Origin of the sequence: Acididesulfobacillus acetoxydans, assembly GCF_902729405.1 — a bacterium.
GTDB classification, from domain to species: Bacteria; Bacillota; Desulfitobacteriia; order Desulfitobacteriales; family Desulfitobacteriaceae; genus Acididesulfobacillus; species Acididesulfobacillus acetoxydans.
Genome location: NZ_LR746496.1, coordinates 910,727 through 927,243 on the forward strand (window position 1 = coordinate 910,727; position 16,517 = coordinate 927,243).

Consider the following 16,517-nt stretch of genomic DNA (forward strand, 5'->3'; position numbering starts at 1 on the left):
TGAAAAGGCACGGCGGCGGCCGCGCAAGTGAACTCTGTGTCAAACCTCAAGCGTTAAGTATATTCCCGGATTTTTGCCCATAGTTTTAAGCATGAAGACTGGGAAGGAGAATGCGAATGCGCAGGTGGGGTAAGAGGCGGGCCGGAGCGGCCCTGGGCATTTTGTTGCTTCTCATCGCGGGGGGTGTGGTGGTTCTGCACCGTCAACCCACGGACAGCAGGATTTGGAGCTGGGCGGTCGGGAAGAAAATCGTCGTGATTGACGCGGGGCATGGAGGGCCGGACCCGGGAGCCGTCGGGAAAACGAAGGTTTTGGAAAAGGATGTGACGTTGGCCGTGGCCAAGCGTCTCCAGGCTTTTATACAGCAGGGAGGCGGAAAGCCCGTCATGGTGCGGGAGGAAGATAAAGACCTCGGTACGGCGTCCGGCCTTTTGCGGAGAAAGCGTGAAGACCTGGCTCAGCGCATTCAACTCGCGGCCGAGGCCCAAGCGGACGTCTATTTGAGTATCCATGCCAACAGTTTTCCCAATGAAAAACTGACCGGGCCGCAGACTTTCTACCATACGGATTCGGTGGAAGGGCGGGTTTTAGCCCAGGCTATCCAGCGGGAATTGAACCTCATTTCAGGAGGCAAGCGCGTGGCCAAAGCCAATAAGGATTTCTTCATTCTGAAAAAGGCCGATCAAGCCGCGGTTACTGTGGAGCTGGGCTTTCTCTCCAATCCGGCGGAGGAGCAGCTGTTGAACAGTCCGGAGTATCAGCAAAAGATGGCTTGGGGCATCTACCAAGGCCTCTGCCATTATTTCGCCGGGACGGATAAAGCCAAAATCCAGGCTCCCTAAAGCAGCGGGAGTGAGGGCCCGGGTCAGGCCGTCGCGTTTCACTGGGTACGGGCGCGCCATTTTGCCTGAGCACCGGGAAGGACCCCGGGGACCGGAAGGCTCAGCGCGGATTCCCGTCGGATTGGTCTTGGCAAGGGGAATGTGCATCAGCCCGTCATCGTCGACGCCTCCTCCAGGGGAGTTAAGCCGGCTGCCTCTTCCGGAGAACAAGCGCTTGAATCCCCTCTTAGGCGGGCTTATGATCAGGCGTCTCTTGCAGAAGCTCGTTCTAGAGGTTTTTTCGGGTGCGCTTGGGCTGTGGCGCTGAAGTGCTTGGCGGTGAATTCGTATTGTTTGATGGCAATGATTTTGGTCCTAAACCACTCGGCGTGCAGGTGTTCGTCTATAAAATTTGCCTGCAGGATTTTTGTCAGTCCCCGGTCGCCGTGCTTATCTTGATGCAGCCGCTCGATTAAGTCGTTGTAATCTTTCATGGCTTTTTCTTCGATCATGATATCTATAGCGAGGGTGTCTTCCAGGCCGGCCATGGCCGTCAGCCCACCGGCCAGCTTGCCGATGATCGGGGAAATGAGATCTCCTAAAACCGTAGGGTTGGCGCCCAATTCTTTGATTTTCTCGCCGATGTTGTCCACATGGTTCTGTTCTATGTAGGCTAAGCGCTCTAAAACCAAGCCGCTGTATCTGCCCCGGAAGGCTTTACTCTGGGCATTGTATAAGTCCACCTGATTCAGTTCCAAACTGTAAAACCAATTGAGCTTGGCAATCAGTGTCTCTTGATCCATGGGGGTCTCCTTTCGTTACCGTGTCCAAGGTATTAAACGTTTGGGATATTGAATCTTTGCAGGGCAGAACCTTTTGAGCCCATCGTTGTTCGGGATGTGATTCACCTGCAGGTCCGGAAAGATAACGGGATTATGTCCGCTCGCATTTAGTATTCCCCAAGACGCCGTGAACATCCGCCGAAATACGGGTGACTGTTCGCGGAAGCGGGAGCCGCGGTTTTTCCTTCGGTGCAGCCGGACCGGGTGCGCATAGGGAGCGGCGTTTTATCCCTTTTGCTGCTTAAAAAAATTTGCGGGCCCTCAGCGCAGGATTTTTTCGGGTAAAGTCGAATCTTATCTCAGAAGTGCAAACAAATTTGCGGCTATTTGTCGTCAAGAGTCCGGCAAAGATTAGCTCACAGCTGGCATTGGTTGACCTGGGACTATGCACTTGGCACTTTAAGGACAAAACAGCGAGTCTGGTAAGGCGTGGTATTGTGGCCTCAGGGAATGGACCGCACGGTGCGGACGACCAGCTGAGGTATCTTTTCGGAATTTGCGGGGAATTTTCGGGATGGGATGAGGTAAGTGACGGAAGACAAGGTGACGGAAGATAAGGTAACGGAAGACAAGATGACGGAAGACGATTGGTTTGTGCAGGTGCTGGACAGGCTGGCGGAAGGAATTCACATTGTGAATACGGAGGGTGTGACGCTTTTTTACAACCGGGCCATGGGGCGAATGGAAGGCCTGGGTCCCGGGGATGTCCTCGGCAAGCAACTTTTAAGCCAGTTTCCTTCGCTTTCCCAAGAAACCAGCACTCTGTGGCAGGTTTTGCGGACCCGGGAGCCGGTTCTTGGGGTCAGTCAGACCTACTTGAATCCGCGCGGAGAAAAGATTACCTCTGTAAACGACTCTTATCCTCTGTTTAGAGAGGGACTTTTCACAGGGGCTTTGGAAGTGGCCCGGGACCTGAGCCACGAGGCTAAATTGACCGAACGGGTGGCGTTGCTGCAAAGCCGCTTGCGCTCTTCTCCGGCCGGTTCCGGGGATAAGCCTTACTATACATTTGGCGACATAAAGACGCAGAGTTCCTTGATGCTCAAAACGCTGGCTAAAGCGGAAAAAGCTGCCAGGAGCTCGGTGAACGTGCTCATTTCCGGGGAGACGGGCACCGGCAAGGAAATGGTCGCTCAAAGCATTCACGCGGCTAGTCCGCGGGCCGGGGGGCCATTCGTCGCCCAGAACTGTGCCGCATTTCCGGAGGGGCTTTTGGAAGGCATTCTCTTCGGCACGGTCCGGGGGAGTTTCACCGGAGCCCTGGACCGCCCAGGGCTGTTCGAACAGACGCAAGGCGGGACGATTCTCCTCGACGAGCTGGATTCTATGGGTTGGAATTTGCAGGCCAAATTGCTGCGGGTTTTGCAGGAAGGCAAGGTCCGGCGGCTGGGGGATACGCGTGAGCGGGAACTCGATGTGCGGTTTCTGGCGACGACCAATGCTCCGGCTCATCAGAGTGTGAAGGAGGGCCGGCTGCGCCCGGATCTTTTTTATAGGCTGAGCGTGGTCGATCTTTATCTCCCGCCTCTCAGGGAACGGGGCAGGGATGTTGATCTTCTCATTGATTATTTCTTGGCGCTTTATGCCCGGCTGCACGCCAGGAACGTTCCCCGGCTCCTGCCGGCAGCCGCTCAGGCCCTTAAAGAGCATGATTGGCCGGGTAATGTGCGGGAGCTGGCGCACGTTATAGAAGGAGGACTGGTTATTGCGGGCGAGGAGTTCGGTCTGGAGGAACTGCCCAATTACCTGCGCTGCGGCACGGGACGCGGCTCCGCAAAGGAGGCGGGCACGGCCGGCGGGGACGGTGAAAGAGGGGGCGGCGCGGGCTATCTTTCTAAGGTGAAAGAGTCGGATTTTGCCGGGACAAAAGAGCAAACTTCCGCCGCAAACGGGAACCCCGGCCGGCAGGTGGGAGTGTCGGGTTGTGAGGCGGAAGAGCGGGTGGCGAACGGTTTTAATTTTTCCCCGGAGATGCCCTCGGGGATGAGTCTGCCGGAACGGGTCGAATGGCTGGAACGGCGGTCGATTCAGGCCGCTCTGGCGGAAACCCGGGGAAATGTCACGAAAGCGGCATTCACATTGGGAATTTCCCGGCAGTTGCTGCAGTACAAGATGCGGCGCTGGTCTTTGTGGCGCTAAAGGGCCCCGGTACCTCGGTGAATAAGCGGCAGCGGGAATATTACGCCCGCTTTTCGGGTATTTTGAACGTAGATGGACGGTAGGAGAGGCTCAATGGTTGGGGTTTATGAGCAGGTAACATTGACTTTGCCCCCAAACTGGCCTATATATTAGTTAAAAGCGGAGGTGTCAAGATGAAAGATTTGCTAAAGAAGGGCTTGGCCTTGGCTTTGGGCATGGCTGTGGCCAGCCGCGAACAGATTGAAAAACTGGTGGACGAACTGGTAAAAAAAGGCGAGGTCTCCGCCGCGGAGTCCAAGAACTTGGTGGATGAACTGATTAAGAAAGGAGAAGAAGAACACCAGGCGCTGCGTGCGAAGATGCGCGAGAATGTCAATGAACGTGTCAAGGAACGTTTGAGCGAACTTGAGGTTCCTTCCCATGAGACAGTGAAGAATTTGGAGAACCGGGTAGAGGAACTGATAAGGCGGCTGGAGAAGCTGGAGAACCGGGAGTGAACTCGTTTGGCTTAAGCTGAACATCACGATAGTGTCCCGTGGATACTATCGCCGAACCGCAAGCTTTCGAAGAATACTTGTGCGGTGAGGATGACTTCGGTGACGAAAGTGTTCAGTGGACACTTTCGTCGAAAGCGCTGAGCCTTTGACGAATACTATCGGGCTGAAGGCGTCGTTGTCCGGTGGACGATGACGGCCGAAGGCTGAGTCTACCCCCACCGAAGAGGGGTACGTGGGACCCACTCCCACTTGTAGAAGTGGGAGTCTTACGCTTTGGATAAAGGCAGAGGGCCTGAAGCTATTCAGGCTCTTTTATATAGGTGTGAAGGGGTTTCGCTTATGATTGGAAGAAGGATGCGGCATTTCAGGCGCTATCGTTTTGTGGCCTCCGTCATGGCCCGGCATGGGTTGGGGTTCCTGGTCGAGGAAATCGGCTTGCTGCACCTGCTCTCTTTGCCCAGGCGTCTTTTTACGGATACGGAGCCGGCGGCAAGCGACCCGAAATCGATTGGTCAAAGAATTCGGGAAGTTTGCGAAGAACTGGGTCCTACGTTTATCAAAATAGGTCAAATGGCGAGCTCCCGACCGGATTTAATTCCCGAAGGGATCATGCTGGAACTGGCCAAGCTGCAGGACCAGGTGCCGCCGTTTCCTTCGGCCGCGGCCCGGCAAATCATCGAAGACGAGATGGGCGTCCCTTTGGAGAAAGTCTTCCGGGAGTTCGACGACGTTCCTCTGGCTGCGGCTTCCATCGGCCAAGTGCACCGGGGAGTGCTTCTCAGCGGCGAAGAGGTGGCGGTAAAAGTCCAGAGGCCGGAAATCAAAAATCTGATCAAGACGGATTTAGAAATTCTCACGGACTTTGCCGCCCTGGCTGAACACCGCTTGGAATGGGCCGCCCGTTACCAACTGACCGAAATCGTCGAGGAGTTTGTGCGCTCGCTGACGGCCGAGATGGACTACACCATCGAGGCCCGCAATGCGGCACGTATTGCCAAACAATTCAGCGGCGAGGCGTACCTCAAGGTTCCGGCTATTTTCTGGGATCTGACGACGGCCAGGGTTTTGACCATGGAGTATATCGAGGGGATCAAACTTACCGATGTGGCGGAGTTGGAGAGGCGGGGTTACAACCCCGGGCATATGGCGAACATGATCGTCCGGACGATTCTCCAGCAGATTTTAATGGAGGGTTTTTTTCACGGAGACCCCCATCCCGGTAATATTTTGGCCGTGTCTGCCGATGTCATCGCCCTGATCGATTTTGGCATGGTTGGGCGTTTGACTCCGGACATGAGGTACAATTTCGCTTCAATTGTTATTGCCATGATGCGTCAGAACACCGACGGCATGCTGCAAGCGGTTCTGCGCATGGGGATTGTGCCGGACGATGTCAACATGCGCCGTCTGCGCCAGGATGTCGATGACCTCAGGGAAAAATACATGGAGGTGCCGCTCAGCAGGATTAGTTTGGGTGAGGCTGTCAATGATCTGTTCGTGGTTGCTTTTCGCCATAGGATCCGTATTCCGGCCGATTTGACCCTAGTAGGGAAATCCCTGCTCACGCTGGAAGGACTGGTGGAGGCACTGGACCCTGAATTGAGCATTATGGACGTTGCTCAGCCCTTCGGGCGCCGGCTTTTAAGGGAGCGCTTCCGGCCGGACTACCTGGGGCAGAAAGCTTGGCATAATTTGAATGAATACGGAGAACTTCTCCTGGATTTGCCCAAACAGTTAAAGGAGCTTTTGCGCAATGTCCAGCGGGGGCAGTTGAACTTGCACGTTCGCCTGCCGGAGGCGGATGACCTTCTGCACAAACTCGATCGCATGACGAATCAAATTTCTTTCAGTATTGTTTTGTTGGCTTTCAGCATTGTCATGGCGGGGCTCATCATCGCCTCGGCCCAAAGCAGGCAGCCCATCATGCTCTTTCATTTCCCGGCCATAGAACTGGGTTTTGGCGTCGCGGGTATTATGTTTATCTGGATGATCTTTGCCATCTTCCGTTCGGGAAGATTCTGAAAAACAGAGCTTAACGGGGCAGTGCCGGTCTTCTTGCCGGGACGCTTGACCTCATCCCGGCTCCGGGCAATTGGAACGAAAAATATGGAACGAAAAATATCTCAGCAGCAGGCAAATACTTTTGCACACGTGCAAGATTGTTTGCCTGCTCTTTTCGTGAATCGGATAGTCCGAGAAGGCACAGAATGAAAAAGAAATTGACGGGGGAGGGCCGGCAAAATTCAACCGGGGAGCCGGATTCAAACGGGTGCCGTAAGGAATAGGATTTGGGCAGAGAGAAGAAGCTAAATGAGATCGTAAACATTGGCATCGAAATTGCAATTGATTAAGGGTCGGACTAATCAGGAGGGGAGAGATTGACCGTATGACAACTCCGATTCAAGTGGTTCAATGGGGCCTGGGAGCCATGGGCAGCGGAATGGCCCGTTTGCTCCGGCAAAAAGACGGTATTGAAATAGTGGCTGCTTTTGACCGGGATGCGAATAAGATAGGGCAGGACCTCGGTGCTTTCCTGGGAGGAGAAAAAAACGGAGTGCTGATTCAGGCGCCGCCGCTGACAGAAGCAGATGGGCCCGAAGCCGGTAGGCCGGCCGGGAAATGGCCGCAAAGGGCGGACCTGGTGCTTCTCGCCACCTCGTCCTTCACCCGGGAGGTCGCTCCCCAGATCAAGGAGGCTCTTAGGCAGGGTCTGAACGTGATCAGCATTGCTGAGGAGATGGCTTATCCCTATGCCCGGGAAGAAGGTCTGGCCCGAGAGATTGACCAAGAGGCCGGGAGCCGGGGAGTCAGCGTTTTAGGAACGGGGATTAACCCGGGCTTTGTGCTCGATACGCTGGTTCTCGCTTTAACGGGGCCGTGTTTAGAGGTGAAAAAAATTAAAGCTACGCGAATCAATGATCTTTCTCCCTTTGGGCCGACGGTCATGCGGACTCAGGGTGTGGGCACGACGGTGGACGAGTTTGCCGCGGGTTTGGCGAGCGGGGCGATCGTCGGGCACGTGGGTTTCCGGGAGTCGATTCATTTAATCGCCAAGGCTTTGGGCTGGCGCCTGGAGCGGATCGAGGAACAGCGTTCACCCATCGTCGCCAAGGTTCGGCGGGAAACGCCGTACGTCAAGGTGGAACCGGGCCAAGTGGCGGGCTGCCGCCATACGGCGGTGGGCTATGTCGGCGGGGAAGCTAAGATCGAACTCATTCATCCCCAACAAGTGCTGCCCCAGGTGGAAGGAGCAGAGACGGGAGATTACATTGAAATCAGCGGGAAACCGAGCCTGAATCTCATGATCAAACCGGAAATCCCCGGCGGACTCGGGACCATGGCCATGGCGGTGAACATGATTCCCCAAGTGCTCGCCGCCCGGCCGGGGCTGCTCAGTATGGCCGAGCTTCCCCTCCCCAGTGCTCTGCTGGGGGATGTGCGGGAAATCCTGAAGTGGCGGAAAGGGGAATGAGCATGACTCAGGAAGCTCAGGGGAGGCAATTCCAAGGTGCGGAATTTCGGGAGGGTAAGTCTCCGGATGTAAGATCTCAGGGGGCGAAAGCTGAGGCTAATTCCTTGTCTGGGCGGGCACAGGGCGGAGCGGCCCGGCGCGGGCAATGGGTTGAAATAGGGAACACTGTCTTGGCCGGGGGGGAGAGAGCGCCTCAGGTCCCGGAGGATACGGCCGGGGTGCCGCTGGAAATGCGGTTACGCGGGTTCCTGATCGAGGAAGAGGCCCAATTGGGGGATTCAGTCAGCATCCGCACCCGGATCGACCGGACGGTGGAAGGGCGCTTAGTGGATGTGGCTCCGCGCTGGCGGCATGATTTCGGCAATCCCCAGGCGGAGTTACTGGCCATCGGATTAGAATTGCGGCGACTGCTGGGGAGGGGGGGAGAAAAATGAGTGCCGGGAACGGCTATTTGGAAGTGATGGCGCGCAAGGCGGAGATTATGCGTCAGGCGGTGGGTATCGACTACTCCCGCTTTGAGAGAGGAAAGATCGCTTTTAATTATGACGAGATGATGCGCTCGGTGGCTTATTCCATAGAAGAAACCCGTCATATTCAGAGGGAAACGGGGGTGGGAGATACGCCCCTGTTGGAGTTGCGCAATTTAACCGAACTGGCTCGCCGGGTGGCGGCTCCGGGCAAAGGGGCCCGCATCTTCGTTAAGGACGAAGCGGCCAACCCCGCGGGCAGTTTTAAAGCCAGGCGGGCTGCCCTCTCCGTCTATGAGGCGGTGAAAAGAGGGTATCCCGGAGTGATTGCGGCGACGTCCGGCAATTACGGTGCGGCGGTGGCCTCCCAGGCCGCCATGCGGGGAATTCCGGCTCTGATCGTCCAGGAAGTGTTCGATTCCGCCGGGCGGGGCCAGCCGGAAATTGTGGAGAAGAGCCGAGTCTGCGAGGCTTATGGGGCGGAGGTTCTCCAGCTTTCCGTCGGTCCGGAATTGTTCTACGTTTTTTTGCAGCTGCTCGAGGAAACCGGCTTTTTTAACGCTTCCCTGTATACGCCCTTCGGGATCGCCGGGGTTGAAACTTTGGGCTGGGAATTGGCGGAGCAGACAAAAAATTTGACTGGAAAATTCCCGGACGCGGTGGTGGTCACACACGCGGGAGGGGGCAATGTCACCGGAACGGCGAGGGGTCTGCGCAAAATCGGCTGTCCCGCGCCGGTGATCGGGGCCAGCATCGACCTAAAAGGGTTGCACATGGCTTCTGATCACGACTTTAACCGCAAGTCTTTCACCACAGGACATACCGGTTTCGGACTTCCTTTCGCCAGCTGGCCGGATCGCTCGGATGTTCCGCGCAACGCCGCTCGTCCTTTGCGCTATCTGGATCGCTATGTCACGGTGACTCAGGGGGAGGCCTTTTACATTACGGAGGCTTTGGCGCAGGTGGAAGGTCTGGAAAGGGGTCCGGCGGGCAATACATCTTTGGCGGCCGCCTTTGCCCTGGCTCAGGAACTCGAGCAAGATCAGGTCGTCGTGGTTCAGGAAACCGAATATACCGGCGCGGGCAAGCACCCGCAGGCCCAGCTGACTTTCGCCCGTGAGCAGGGAATAGAAGTCAGGCGGGGTGACCCGAGGTCCAGCGTTCCCGGGAAAAATATCATTATCCCCGAGCATCCCGGCCAAATCCGGGCGGTGGAGGTTGACCTCGACCATGTCCGGCTCAGTTACTTAAAAAACGCTATGGCCCGGGTCTCTCGCTCGGAGCTGACGGAGGCGGACTGGGAGTTTCTCGGCCTCGAGACCCGTTGGAGCCGGGAACGTTTGGCTCAAGAACTGCCGGCGGCGGAGGCCGTCGGCCGCTGACCCGTTGGGGAACGCGCCGGCCGTTCCTCCGACGGTTTATCTCGCAGCCTCAGGGGCGAAGCGGGTGGCGAACCGGAGGCGTAAAGCGGTTTCGAGCGTTTTTGTGCCTTAAGCGAAGCGAAAGGAATGGTTTATAGAGATGGGAAAGCCGCGTGCGGATGATTTTGCCGAGAGACGCGAGCATCTGGCTCATTTGACTGAGGAACAATTGGAAGAGCGTTTTTGGAGCCTGGCCAATGAGGTGGTGGAGCCTTTGCTGGATTTGGCCCGGACCCATACCTCGCCTTCTATTGAACGTTCTGTGCTATTGCGCATGGGTTTTGACAGTCTGACCGCCCGGGGTATTGCGGAGCAGGCTATGGCCCACGGACTGCTCGGACATGGAGCGGGACACCTAGTCTGGCGCTATGCTAAAGGCCAAGGGCTGGGAATAGAAGCGGCGGGGCTGGCTCTGGCGCGGGGTGAAGGCTGGGACAGCCTGGAAAGCTATTTTGGGCCGCGGGAGCAGTAAAGCGCTGCCGTTCAGGGGCCGAGTCCGGACATCCGTGAGATTCGGGCGGAAAATCCGGACCGTTCCGGCTCGGTAATCTCGCGCAGTTTAGAGAAAAGCGGCTGTTCGGCGGTGGGTCAAGCCCGACCGTAGCAGGGTACGTGGGACCCCCTTCCGCCTGTGGAAGCGGAGTCTCACGATTGGATGAAAAGGTGAGGACAATGAAAAAATCAGACCCTAACCAAAAGATGGATATTGAAGAAATTCTCCGGGATCTTGCCGCTTACCGGCCGCGCCGGCGGGGATGGCACTGGCGGGAGGAAGTCTCCCGGCAGGAACTCGGTCCTTTTACTTATGAGCAGACTTCAAAGGGGTTAAAACAGAGTCAGCCTCTGCCGGCGGCCAAATTCTTCGCGGGAATTGATCCGCAGCCGGAGTGTACGATTACTTCGGAAATCGCTTCCGGGCGTTTTGAAGATGATCTGCGCCGTATGCGCATGGCGGCTTACCACGGAGCGGACCACATCATGGTGATTCGCACGGCGGGGCAAAGCCATTTTGACGGTTTGATCGAGGGCACACCGGAGGGAGTCGGCGGAGTGCCGATCAGCCGCAAGCAGCTGAGAGCTACCCGTAAGGCCCTGGATCTCATTGAAGACGAAGTGGGCCGGCCCATCAATCTGCACTCTTATGTGAGCGGGGTGGCGGGCCCGGAGGTGGCGGTGCTGCTGGCCGAAGAGGGAGTCAACGGCGCCCATCAGGATCCCCAGTATAATGTGCTTTACCGCAATATTAATGCCATCCGCTCCTTTGTGGACGCGGCTGAAGCGAAAAAGGTGATGAACTGGGGAGAAATGGCTCAGATCGATGGGGCGCACAATGCCAATGCCACGGCTCATGAAGCCTGGAAGGTCATGCCGGAACTTTTAGTCCAACACGCTCTCAATTGTGCCTATTCCGTGCAAGTGGGCCTGCCCAAAGACCGCATCTGTCTTTCCACCGTGCCGCCGGATGCTCCTCCCGCCCCGGCTCTGCGCCTGGATCTTCCTTACGCGGTGGCTTTGCGCGAGCTTTTTCGCGGTTACCGCATGCGGGCCCAGATGAACACGAAATACATGGAGTCCGATACCCGGGAAGTGACGGTCACCCATACCCTGAACGTGCTTTTGTCCCGGCTCACTTCGGCTGACATCCAAAGCACGATCACCCCGGATGAGGGCAGAAATGTTCCCTGGCATTATAACTCAATTCACGCGGTCAACACGGCCAAGCAGGCTTTGATCGGCTTGGACGGGCTGCAGGAAATGGTGGAGATCAAACGGAACGGAGTGCTGGGGGAGAAGGTCCGCGAGCTCAAGGAACGGGCGGTACTGTTTTTGGAGGAAATCAAGGCGGCCGGAGGGTATTTTGCGGCGGTGGAACAAGGCTTTTTCGTCGATTCCGGCCTCTATCCGGAACGGAACGGAGACGGGATCGCCCGGGATAGCAAAGGGGGAGTGGGTTTCGAGGTAATCCCGAGGGCGGAGGATTATTTCGCCCCGGTCTGCAGCCATTTCGGCCGCAACACTTTGCCGGAGGGGATTAAGGAGCCCTGTGCCGCGATCGACGGCTGCACCCTCTGCCATCCGGAAAAGATAAAGTATCTGGATGAACTGGACGAGGAGGACAATGCGGACAAGCGGCTCAGCCGGAGCCGGCCTTTTCGCCAAGAATTTCTTCGCCCTGAAGTGGAATGGGCCGGGGACGGGGTGGTGAGTATGACGCTGTTCCTGCCCGCGGAGAGCCGCACCGCTCAGTTTGCCGCTTTGGCGATTGCCCGGCAGATGGGTTGGGAGGACGCCGAAGTTATCCACCGTCAGGTCATGCACCCGGCGGAGGGGACCCTGGTCGAGGTTAAGGGGAAAGTGAACGTTAAGATCGATCCGGCCGCTCTCAATATTCCGCCTGAGGAGGAGAGACTGAGCCCTGAGGAGATCCGGCGGGCGCTCAAAGCAAACCCCCTGACGGTGGTGGCGGCCACGGTAGGCGAAGATGAGCACTCTGTGGGCTTGAGGGAGATTCTCGATATTAAGCATGGGGGAATTGAGGGTTTCGGCATCAAAGTGCGTTATCTCGGCACTTCGGTTCCGGTCTCCAAGGTCGTCGACGCGGCCATCGAGTCCGGGGCTAAAGCCATTCTCATCAGTACGATCATCACCCACGGGGAGGTTCATCGCCTCAATATGGAGCGTTTGCACCAATTGTGCCTCGAACGCGGGGTCAGAGACAGGTTTATCCTGATTGGAGGCGGAACCCAGGTCAATCAGGAATCGGCCCGGGCCTGGGGTATGGACGCGGGTTTTGGCCGGGGCACCAAAGGGATCGATGTGGCGAGCTTCCTGGTCAAATTCAGAGAAAGTAAGATGTAAGACGCGGGACGTAAGACGTGAGAAATGAGACGCGCAGGTGAGACGTGGCTGACAAGATGCCGAAGTCGGGAAATCAGCTGCGGGACGTGGGATGCGGAGGTGGGGGCAACGGGAAGTGGGGACAAGGGGTACATGGCAAGAGATAAGAGACAGTAATTTGTGGCCGTCGGCCGAATGAGTTGAAGTCCGAGCCGCGAAAGATGGTGATTCTTGTGAACAAGGTCTTGGTAGCCGAGATCGGCAGCACGACGACGGTGGTCAATGCCTTTGGGGATTTGGAGAGTGAACATCCCCTTCTCCTTGGGCAGGGTATGGCGCCCACGACCGTCCCGGAGGGAGATGTCAGGCAGGGCTTGCGCCAAGCGGTGGCTGATTTGGAAAAACGGATCGGGCCGGTCGGAACGCTGGGAGAGGTGCCTTTTTACGCCACCAGTTCGGCCGCCGGGGGACTTAAGATGACGGTCCACGGACTGGTGCCGGAAATGACGGCGCGGGCGGCCCGGGAGGCGGCACTGGGGGCCGGCGCCGTCTTGCGCTACCAGACGGCGGGGGAACTGGAGGAAGCGGATTGGCGGGAAATTGAACGGCTGAGGCCCAACATCATGCTCCTGGCCGGTGGGGTGGATCACGGCGATAAACGGGTTGTGACGGAGAATGCGCGCAAACTGGCCGACTGGTTCCGGCAAGCCAACTGGAAAGTGCCGGTGGTTTATGCGGGCAATGCGGCCGCTGCGAACTCGGTGCGGGAGATCCTGGAGGGCGGGGGGCTTAGTGTCCGGGTGGTGGCCAATGTTTACCCGGATATTGATGAACTAAACATTGAACCTACGCGCGCTGTCATCCAGGAAGTCTTTGAACAACACATTACAGAGGCTCCGGGGATGCAAGCCATCCGCGAAATCGTCAACGGGGGCATCCGCCCCACCCCGGAGGCCGTGTTGCAAGCGGCCCGGTTGATCTACGAAGAAGCCGGGGATGTGCTCATCTTCGACGTGGGAGGGGCTACCACGGATGTCCATTCCGTGACGACCGGGGCCGAAGAAAACCAAAGGCTGGCCTTGGCTCCCGAGCCATTGGCTAAACGCACGGTGGAGGGAGATCTCGGAGTTTATGTCAACGCCGGCCGGGTGGCGGATCTTTTAGGGGCAGATTTTCTTAGGCGTTGGGGAGAGAACTGGCGCGCCCACTTGCGCCCGCTGCCGGAAATTGCCGCGGAAATCGCACTAAGTGAAGAGTTGGCCTCAGCTGCCCTTGTGCATGCCCTGCGCCGGCATGCCGGGCGCTTCCGCCATTATTATGGAGCTTCGGGGCGAATTACCCGGGTGGAAGGCCGCGATCTAAGCCGTATTCGCTGGGTAATCGGCACGGGAGGAGCCTTAACCCGCTTGCCCAACGGCTTGAAGATGATGAAAGAAGCTTTTGCTCATCCAGGCGAGGCGCTTTTTCCCCAAGAAAGGGTGGCTTATTTTCTGGACCAATCCTACATTATGGCTTCTCTGGGCGTGCTCAGCCGGGATTACAGGCAAGCGGCCTGGCGGCTCCTGCTGGAGTCCTTGGGGGTTGACAGTTGACCTGGGGGAAGGTCCGGTCTGCCGGCATGCAAACGGTTCCGGGATCATGAGACTCGCCGGTGGGCCGTTGGCTCAGGAGCGCAAGGACAGAGGAAAGGTAGGAATAGGCTTTGAGGGCAATGACATGGGCTTACCGCAGAATTTGAATTGCGCGGAGGGCTCCTTGTGAAAGAGGTTTGGGGGTAATGACATGGGCCTACCGGAAATTATTATTGATTTAAATAAGATACGACAGAATACGGAGACTGTCTTGGCATTGGCCCGCCCCTTTGGTATAGAAGTGGTCGGGGTGACGAAAGTCTTCCTAGGGGAGCCGCGCATTGCCGGGGCCATGTTGGCGGGAGGAGTGCGGATGTTGGCTGATTCCCGCCTGGAAAACCTGTTCAAACTCAAGCAGGCTTTTCCCGACGTGCCGCTTATGCTCCTGCGCTTGCCGGGCATTTCCCAGGTCGAGGAAACGGTGAGGTTGGCAAAGGTGAGCCTTAACTCCGAGATTCGGGTGTTGGAGGCCCTGGCGGCGGAGGGCCGGAACCAGGGCAAAGTCCACGGAGTGATTGTCATGGTGGACCTGGGTGACCTGCGGGAAGGGGTGTGGCCGGAGGATCTGCCCGATTTTATCGGGCAAGTTCTGCCCCTGGAGGGAATCAAACTGCAGGGTCTGGGTGTTAACCTGGCTTGTTACGGGGGAGTGGTTCCGACGGAGGCCAACCTGGGCAGGCTGGTTGAGCTGGCGGCCAGCCTGGAAGAGAAATTCGAGATCAGGCTGCCGGTGATCTCCGGCGGAAATTCCGCCAGCCTCCCTCTTCTCCTCGAGCAAAGAATGCCCGCGGATGTGAACCAACTGCGGGTGGGGGAAGGGATTGTTTTGGGCCGGGAGACCGTGAAACGGCAAATCATCCCGGGTGCGGCGGGAGATGCCTTTACCCTGAGGGCGGAGATCCTGGAGGCGCACGAGAAACCCTCGGTCCCGATCGGGGAGGTTGGGCAGGATGCTTTCGGACAAGTGCCCGCGTTCGTGGATGAGGGCCGGCGGCGGCGGGGCATACTGGCTTTAGGGCGGCAGGACGTGCCGACTGAGGGTCTCTCGCCCAGGGACGGGCGCTTAAAGATCATCGGGGCCAGTTCCGATCATTTGATTGTAGATTTGTCGGGGGCATCTGAGTTGGAGATTGGGTCGGTTTTGGAGTTTGATCTGAGTTACGGCGGACTCCTTGGGGCCATGACTTCACCCTATGTCCATAAACGCTACATCTGACGGCAATAAACAACCCGGTTTCTCCCCGCCCCGGCGGCAACCCCGGGAAACGGCCTCCGGCTCTAGACGAAGTTGAAAAATCGGCAAAAACACGACGGTGAAACGGGTCGCCGCACGAGCATATTGGGCGTGCTATTCCGGGCAAAAAGGTTATGTACGGGGACGAAAAGGGTTTCTCTGGGCCGAGGTGTTTTGATAAAAAATCAGTGGCAGGAGGCATAAGGATGACTGACAGAGTGATTCGGATCATCGGGGTTCCGATCGATTTGGGGGCTGACCGGCGGGGCGTGGACATGGGACCGAGCGCCATTCGCTATGCCGGACTGAATGCCCGGTTACAGCGTTTGGGTTGGCAGGTTGAGGATTTGGGGAATCTCAATGTCCCCGTTCCGGAAACACGGGAGATTCAGGATACACACTTAAAGTATTTGCCGGAAATCGCCAAAGTGAGCGCGGAACTGACAGAGACGGTGGCCAAAGCGTTAAAAGACGGAGTGGTACCGTTGGTGCTCGGCGGGGACCACAGTATCGGGATCGGTTCCTTGGCGGGGATTGCGGCAGCCGGGAAAAAGCGCGGCCTGATTTGGTTTGATACCCATGGGGATTACAATTCTCCGCAAACGACGCACAGCGGTAACATCCACGGGATGCCCCTGGCCGTAGCCAACGGTATCGGGGTCCGGGAACTGACAGAGATTGGGGGTCCGGGCAAGAAAATTTCAGAGGAGAATACCGTCATCATCGGAGCACGGGATTTTGACCTGGACGAGCGGGAAATGCTGCACCGTTCAAAGATCACGGTCTTCACCATGAGCGATATCGATCAACTGGGAATGAAGGAGGTGGTCTCCAGGGGTCTGGAGATTGCCGGACGGGGGACGGAAGGCATTCACGTCAGCTTTGATCTTGATGTGATCGATCCGAGCGAAGCCCCCGGTGTCGGGACTCCGGTAGCCGGAGGGATTACCTATCGCGAGGCGCATTTGGCGATGGAGTTGGTGGCAGAGTCGGGACTCCTCCTCAGTTTGGATATGGCGGAAGTGAACCCTATCCTCGATACACACAACAAAACGGCGGAACTGGCGGTGGGCTTGATCTGTTCGGCTTTCGGCAAGAAAATCTTTTGACAGACAGCGTCCTCAGAATGCGGACTCGAAGCGGACGCTGGGCCTG

At 57.3% G+C, this 16,517-nt stretch carries 13 protein-coding genes; 12 read left to right on the top strand and 1 reads right to left on the bottom strand.

From position 1 onward, the window contains the following. Positions 1 to 110: 110 nt before the first annotated feature. Complete coding sequence (locus tag MNU25_RS04090) at positions 111 to 842, top strand: N-acetylmuramoyl-L-alanine amidase (protein ID WP_240983896.1); 732 nt, start codon at positions 111 to 113, stop codon at positions 840 to 842. Positions 843 to 1,084: 242 nt separating this feature from the next. Here the strand turns inward: MNU25_RS04090 and MNU25_RS04095 are convergent, their stop codons facing one another. Beyond that, a complete protein-coding gene (locus MNU25_RS04095) occupies positions 1,085 to 1,624 on the bottom strand; it encodes a demethoxyubiquinone hydroxylase family protein (protein WP_240983897.1) in 540 nt (179 codons plus the stop codon). 567 nt (positions 1,625 to 2,191) lie between these two features. On the opposite strand from MNU25_RS04095, the gene MNU25_RS04100 reads away from it, so the two are divergent. From MNU25_RS04100 to rocF, 11 genes are all read left to right on the top strand, one after another. Next, on the top strand, positions 2,192 to 3,802 hold the full coding sequence (locus tag MNU25_RS04100; protein WP_240983898.1) for a sigma-54 interaction domain-containing protein: 1,611 nt from the start codon (positions 2,192 to 2,194) through the stop codon (positions 3,800 to 3,802). A gap of 173 nt (positions 3,803 to 3,975) precedes the next feature. Next, the gene (locus MNU25_RS04105; RefSeq protein ID WP_240983899.1) at positions 3,976 to 4,299 is read left to right on the top strand and encodes a phasin family protein; all 324 of its coding nucleotides are present in this window, start codon (positions 3,976 to 3,978) and stop codon (positions 4,297 to 4,299) included. Between the two features lie 339 nt (positions 4,300 to 4,638). Beyond that, positions 4,639 to 6,321, top strand: coding sequence for an ABC1 kinase family protein (locus tag MNU25_RS04110; protein WP_240983900.1), 1,683 nt, complete (start codon positions 4,639 to 4,641; stop codon positions 6,319 to 6,321). Positions 6,322 to 6,685: 364 nt separating this feature from the next. Further along, a complete protein-coding gene (gene ord / locus MNU25_RS04115; RefSeq protein ID WP_240983901.1) occupies positions 6,686 to 7,771 on the top strand; it encodes a 2,4-diaminopentanoate dehydrogenase in 1,086 nt (361 codons plus the stop codon). A 2-nt stretch (positions 7,772 to 7,773) separates the two neighbouring features. Continuing rightward, positions 7,774 to 8,205 (top strand): 2-amino-4-oxopentanoate thiolase subunit OrtA, encoded by a 432-nt coding sequence (gene ortA, locus MNU25_RS04120; RefSeq protein ID WP_240983902.1) that lies wholly within the window; start codon positions 7,774 to 7,776, stop codon positions 8,203 to 8,205. Next, positions 8,202 to 9,620 carry a 2-amino-4-oxopentanoate thiolase subunit OrtB gene (gene ortB, locus MNU25_RS04125; RefSeq protein WP_240983903.1) on the top strand — a complete coding sequence of 473 codons (1,419 nt, stop codon included), beginning with the start codon at positions 8,202 to 8,204 and terminating at the stop codon, positions 9,618 to 9,620. The genes ortA and ortB overlap by 4 nt, the downstream gene beginning before the upstream one ends. Before the next feature lie 139 nt (positions 9,621 to 9,759). Then, entirely contained in the window at positions 9,760 to 10,131 is a 372-nt protein-coding gene (locus MNU25_RS04130) for an ornithine aminomutase subunit alpha (RefSeq protein WP_240983904.1), read from the top strand. A 200-nt stretch (positions 10,132 to 10,331) separates the two neighbouring features. Beyond that, positions 10,332 to 12,518, top strand: a complete 2,187-nt coding sequence (gene oraE, locus MNU25_RS04135) for a D-ornithine 4,5-aminomutase subunit OraE (protein ID WP_240983905.1) — start codon at positions 10,332 to 10,334, stop codon at positions 12,516 to 12,518. Between the two features lie 212 nt (positions 12,519 to 12,730). Continuing rightward, positions 12,731 to 14,089, top strand: coding sequence for a GlmL-related ornithine degradation protein (locus MNU25_RS04140; RefSeq protein ID WP_240983906.1), 1,359 nt, complete (start codon positions 12,731 to 12,733; stop codon positions 14,087 to 14,089). 190 nt (positions 14,090 to 14,279) lie between these two features. After that, entirely contained in the window at positions 14,280 to 15,344 is a 1,065-nt protein-coding gene (locus MNU25_RS04145) for an alanine/ornithine racemase family PLP-dependent enzyme (protein WP_240983907.1), read from the top strand. Positions 15,345 to 15,568: 224 nt separating this feature from the next. Further along, a complete protein-coding gene (gene rocF / locus MNU25_RS04150; protein ID WP_240983908.1) occupies positions 15,569 to 16,471 on the top strand; it encodes an arginase in 903 nt (300 codons plus the stop codon). Positions 16,472 to 16,517: the final 46 nt, after the last annotated feature.

Bases quoted from the DNA above. Each gene is read 5' to 3' on its own strand.
- MNU25_RS04095 (WP_240983897.1), bottom strand. From the start codon at position 1,624: ATGGATCAAGAGACACTGATTGCCAAGCTCAATTGGTTTTACAGTTTG.
- MNU25_RS04090 (WP_240983896.1), top strand. From the start codon at position 111: ATGCGAATGCGCAGGTGGGGTAAGAGGCGGGCCGGAGCGGCCCTGGGC.
- oraE (WP_240983905.1), top strand. From the start codon at position 10,332: ATGAAAAAATCAGACCCTAACCAAAAGATGGATATTGAAGAAATTCTC.
- MNU25_RS04145 (WP_240983907.1), top strand. From the start codon at position 14,280: ATGGGCCTACCGGAAATTATTATTGATTTAAATAAGATACGACAGAAT.
- MNU25_RS04110 (WP_240983900.1), top strand. From the start codon at position 4,639: ATGATTGGAAGAAGGATGCGGCATTTCAGGCGCTATCGTTTTGTGGCC.
- ortB (WP_240983903.1), top strand. From the start codon at position 8,202: ATGAGTGCCGGGAACGGCTATTTGGAAGTGATGGCGCGCAAGGCGGAG.
- MNU25_RS04105 (WP_240983899.1), top strand. From the start codon at position 3,976: ATGAAAGATTTGCTAAAGAAGGGCTTGGCCTTGGCTTTGGGCATGGCT.
- MNU25_RS04130 (WP_240983904.1), top strand. From the start codon at position 9,760: ATGGGAAAGCCGCGTGCGGATGATTTTGCCGAGAGACGCGAGCATCTG.
- ortA (WP_240983902.1), top strand. From the start codon at position 7,774: ATGACTCAGGAAGCTCAGGGGAGGCAATTCCAAGGTGCGGAATTTCGG.
- rocF (WP_240983908.1), top strand. From the start codon at position 15,569: ATGACTGACAGAGTGATTCGGATCATCGGGGTTCCGATCGATTTGGGG.
- ord (WP_240983901.1), top strand. From the start codon at position 6,686: ATGACAACTCCGATTCAAGTGGTTCAATGGGGCCTGGGAGCCATGGGC.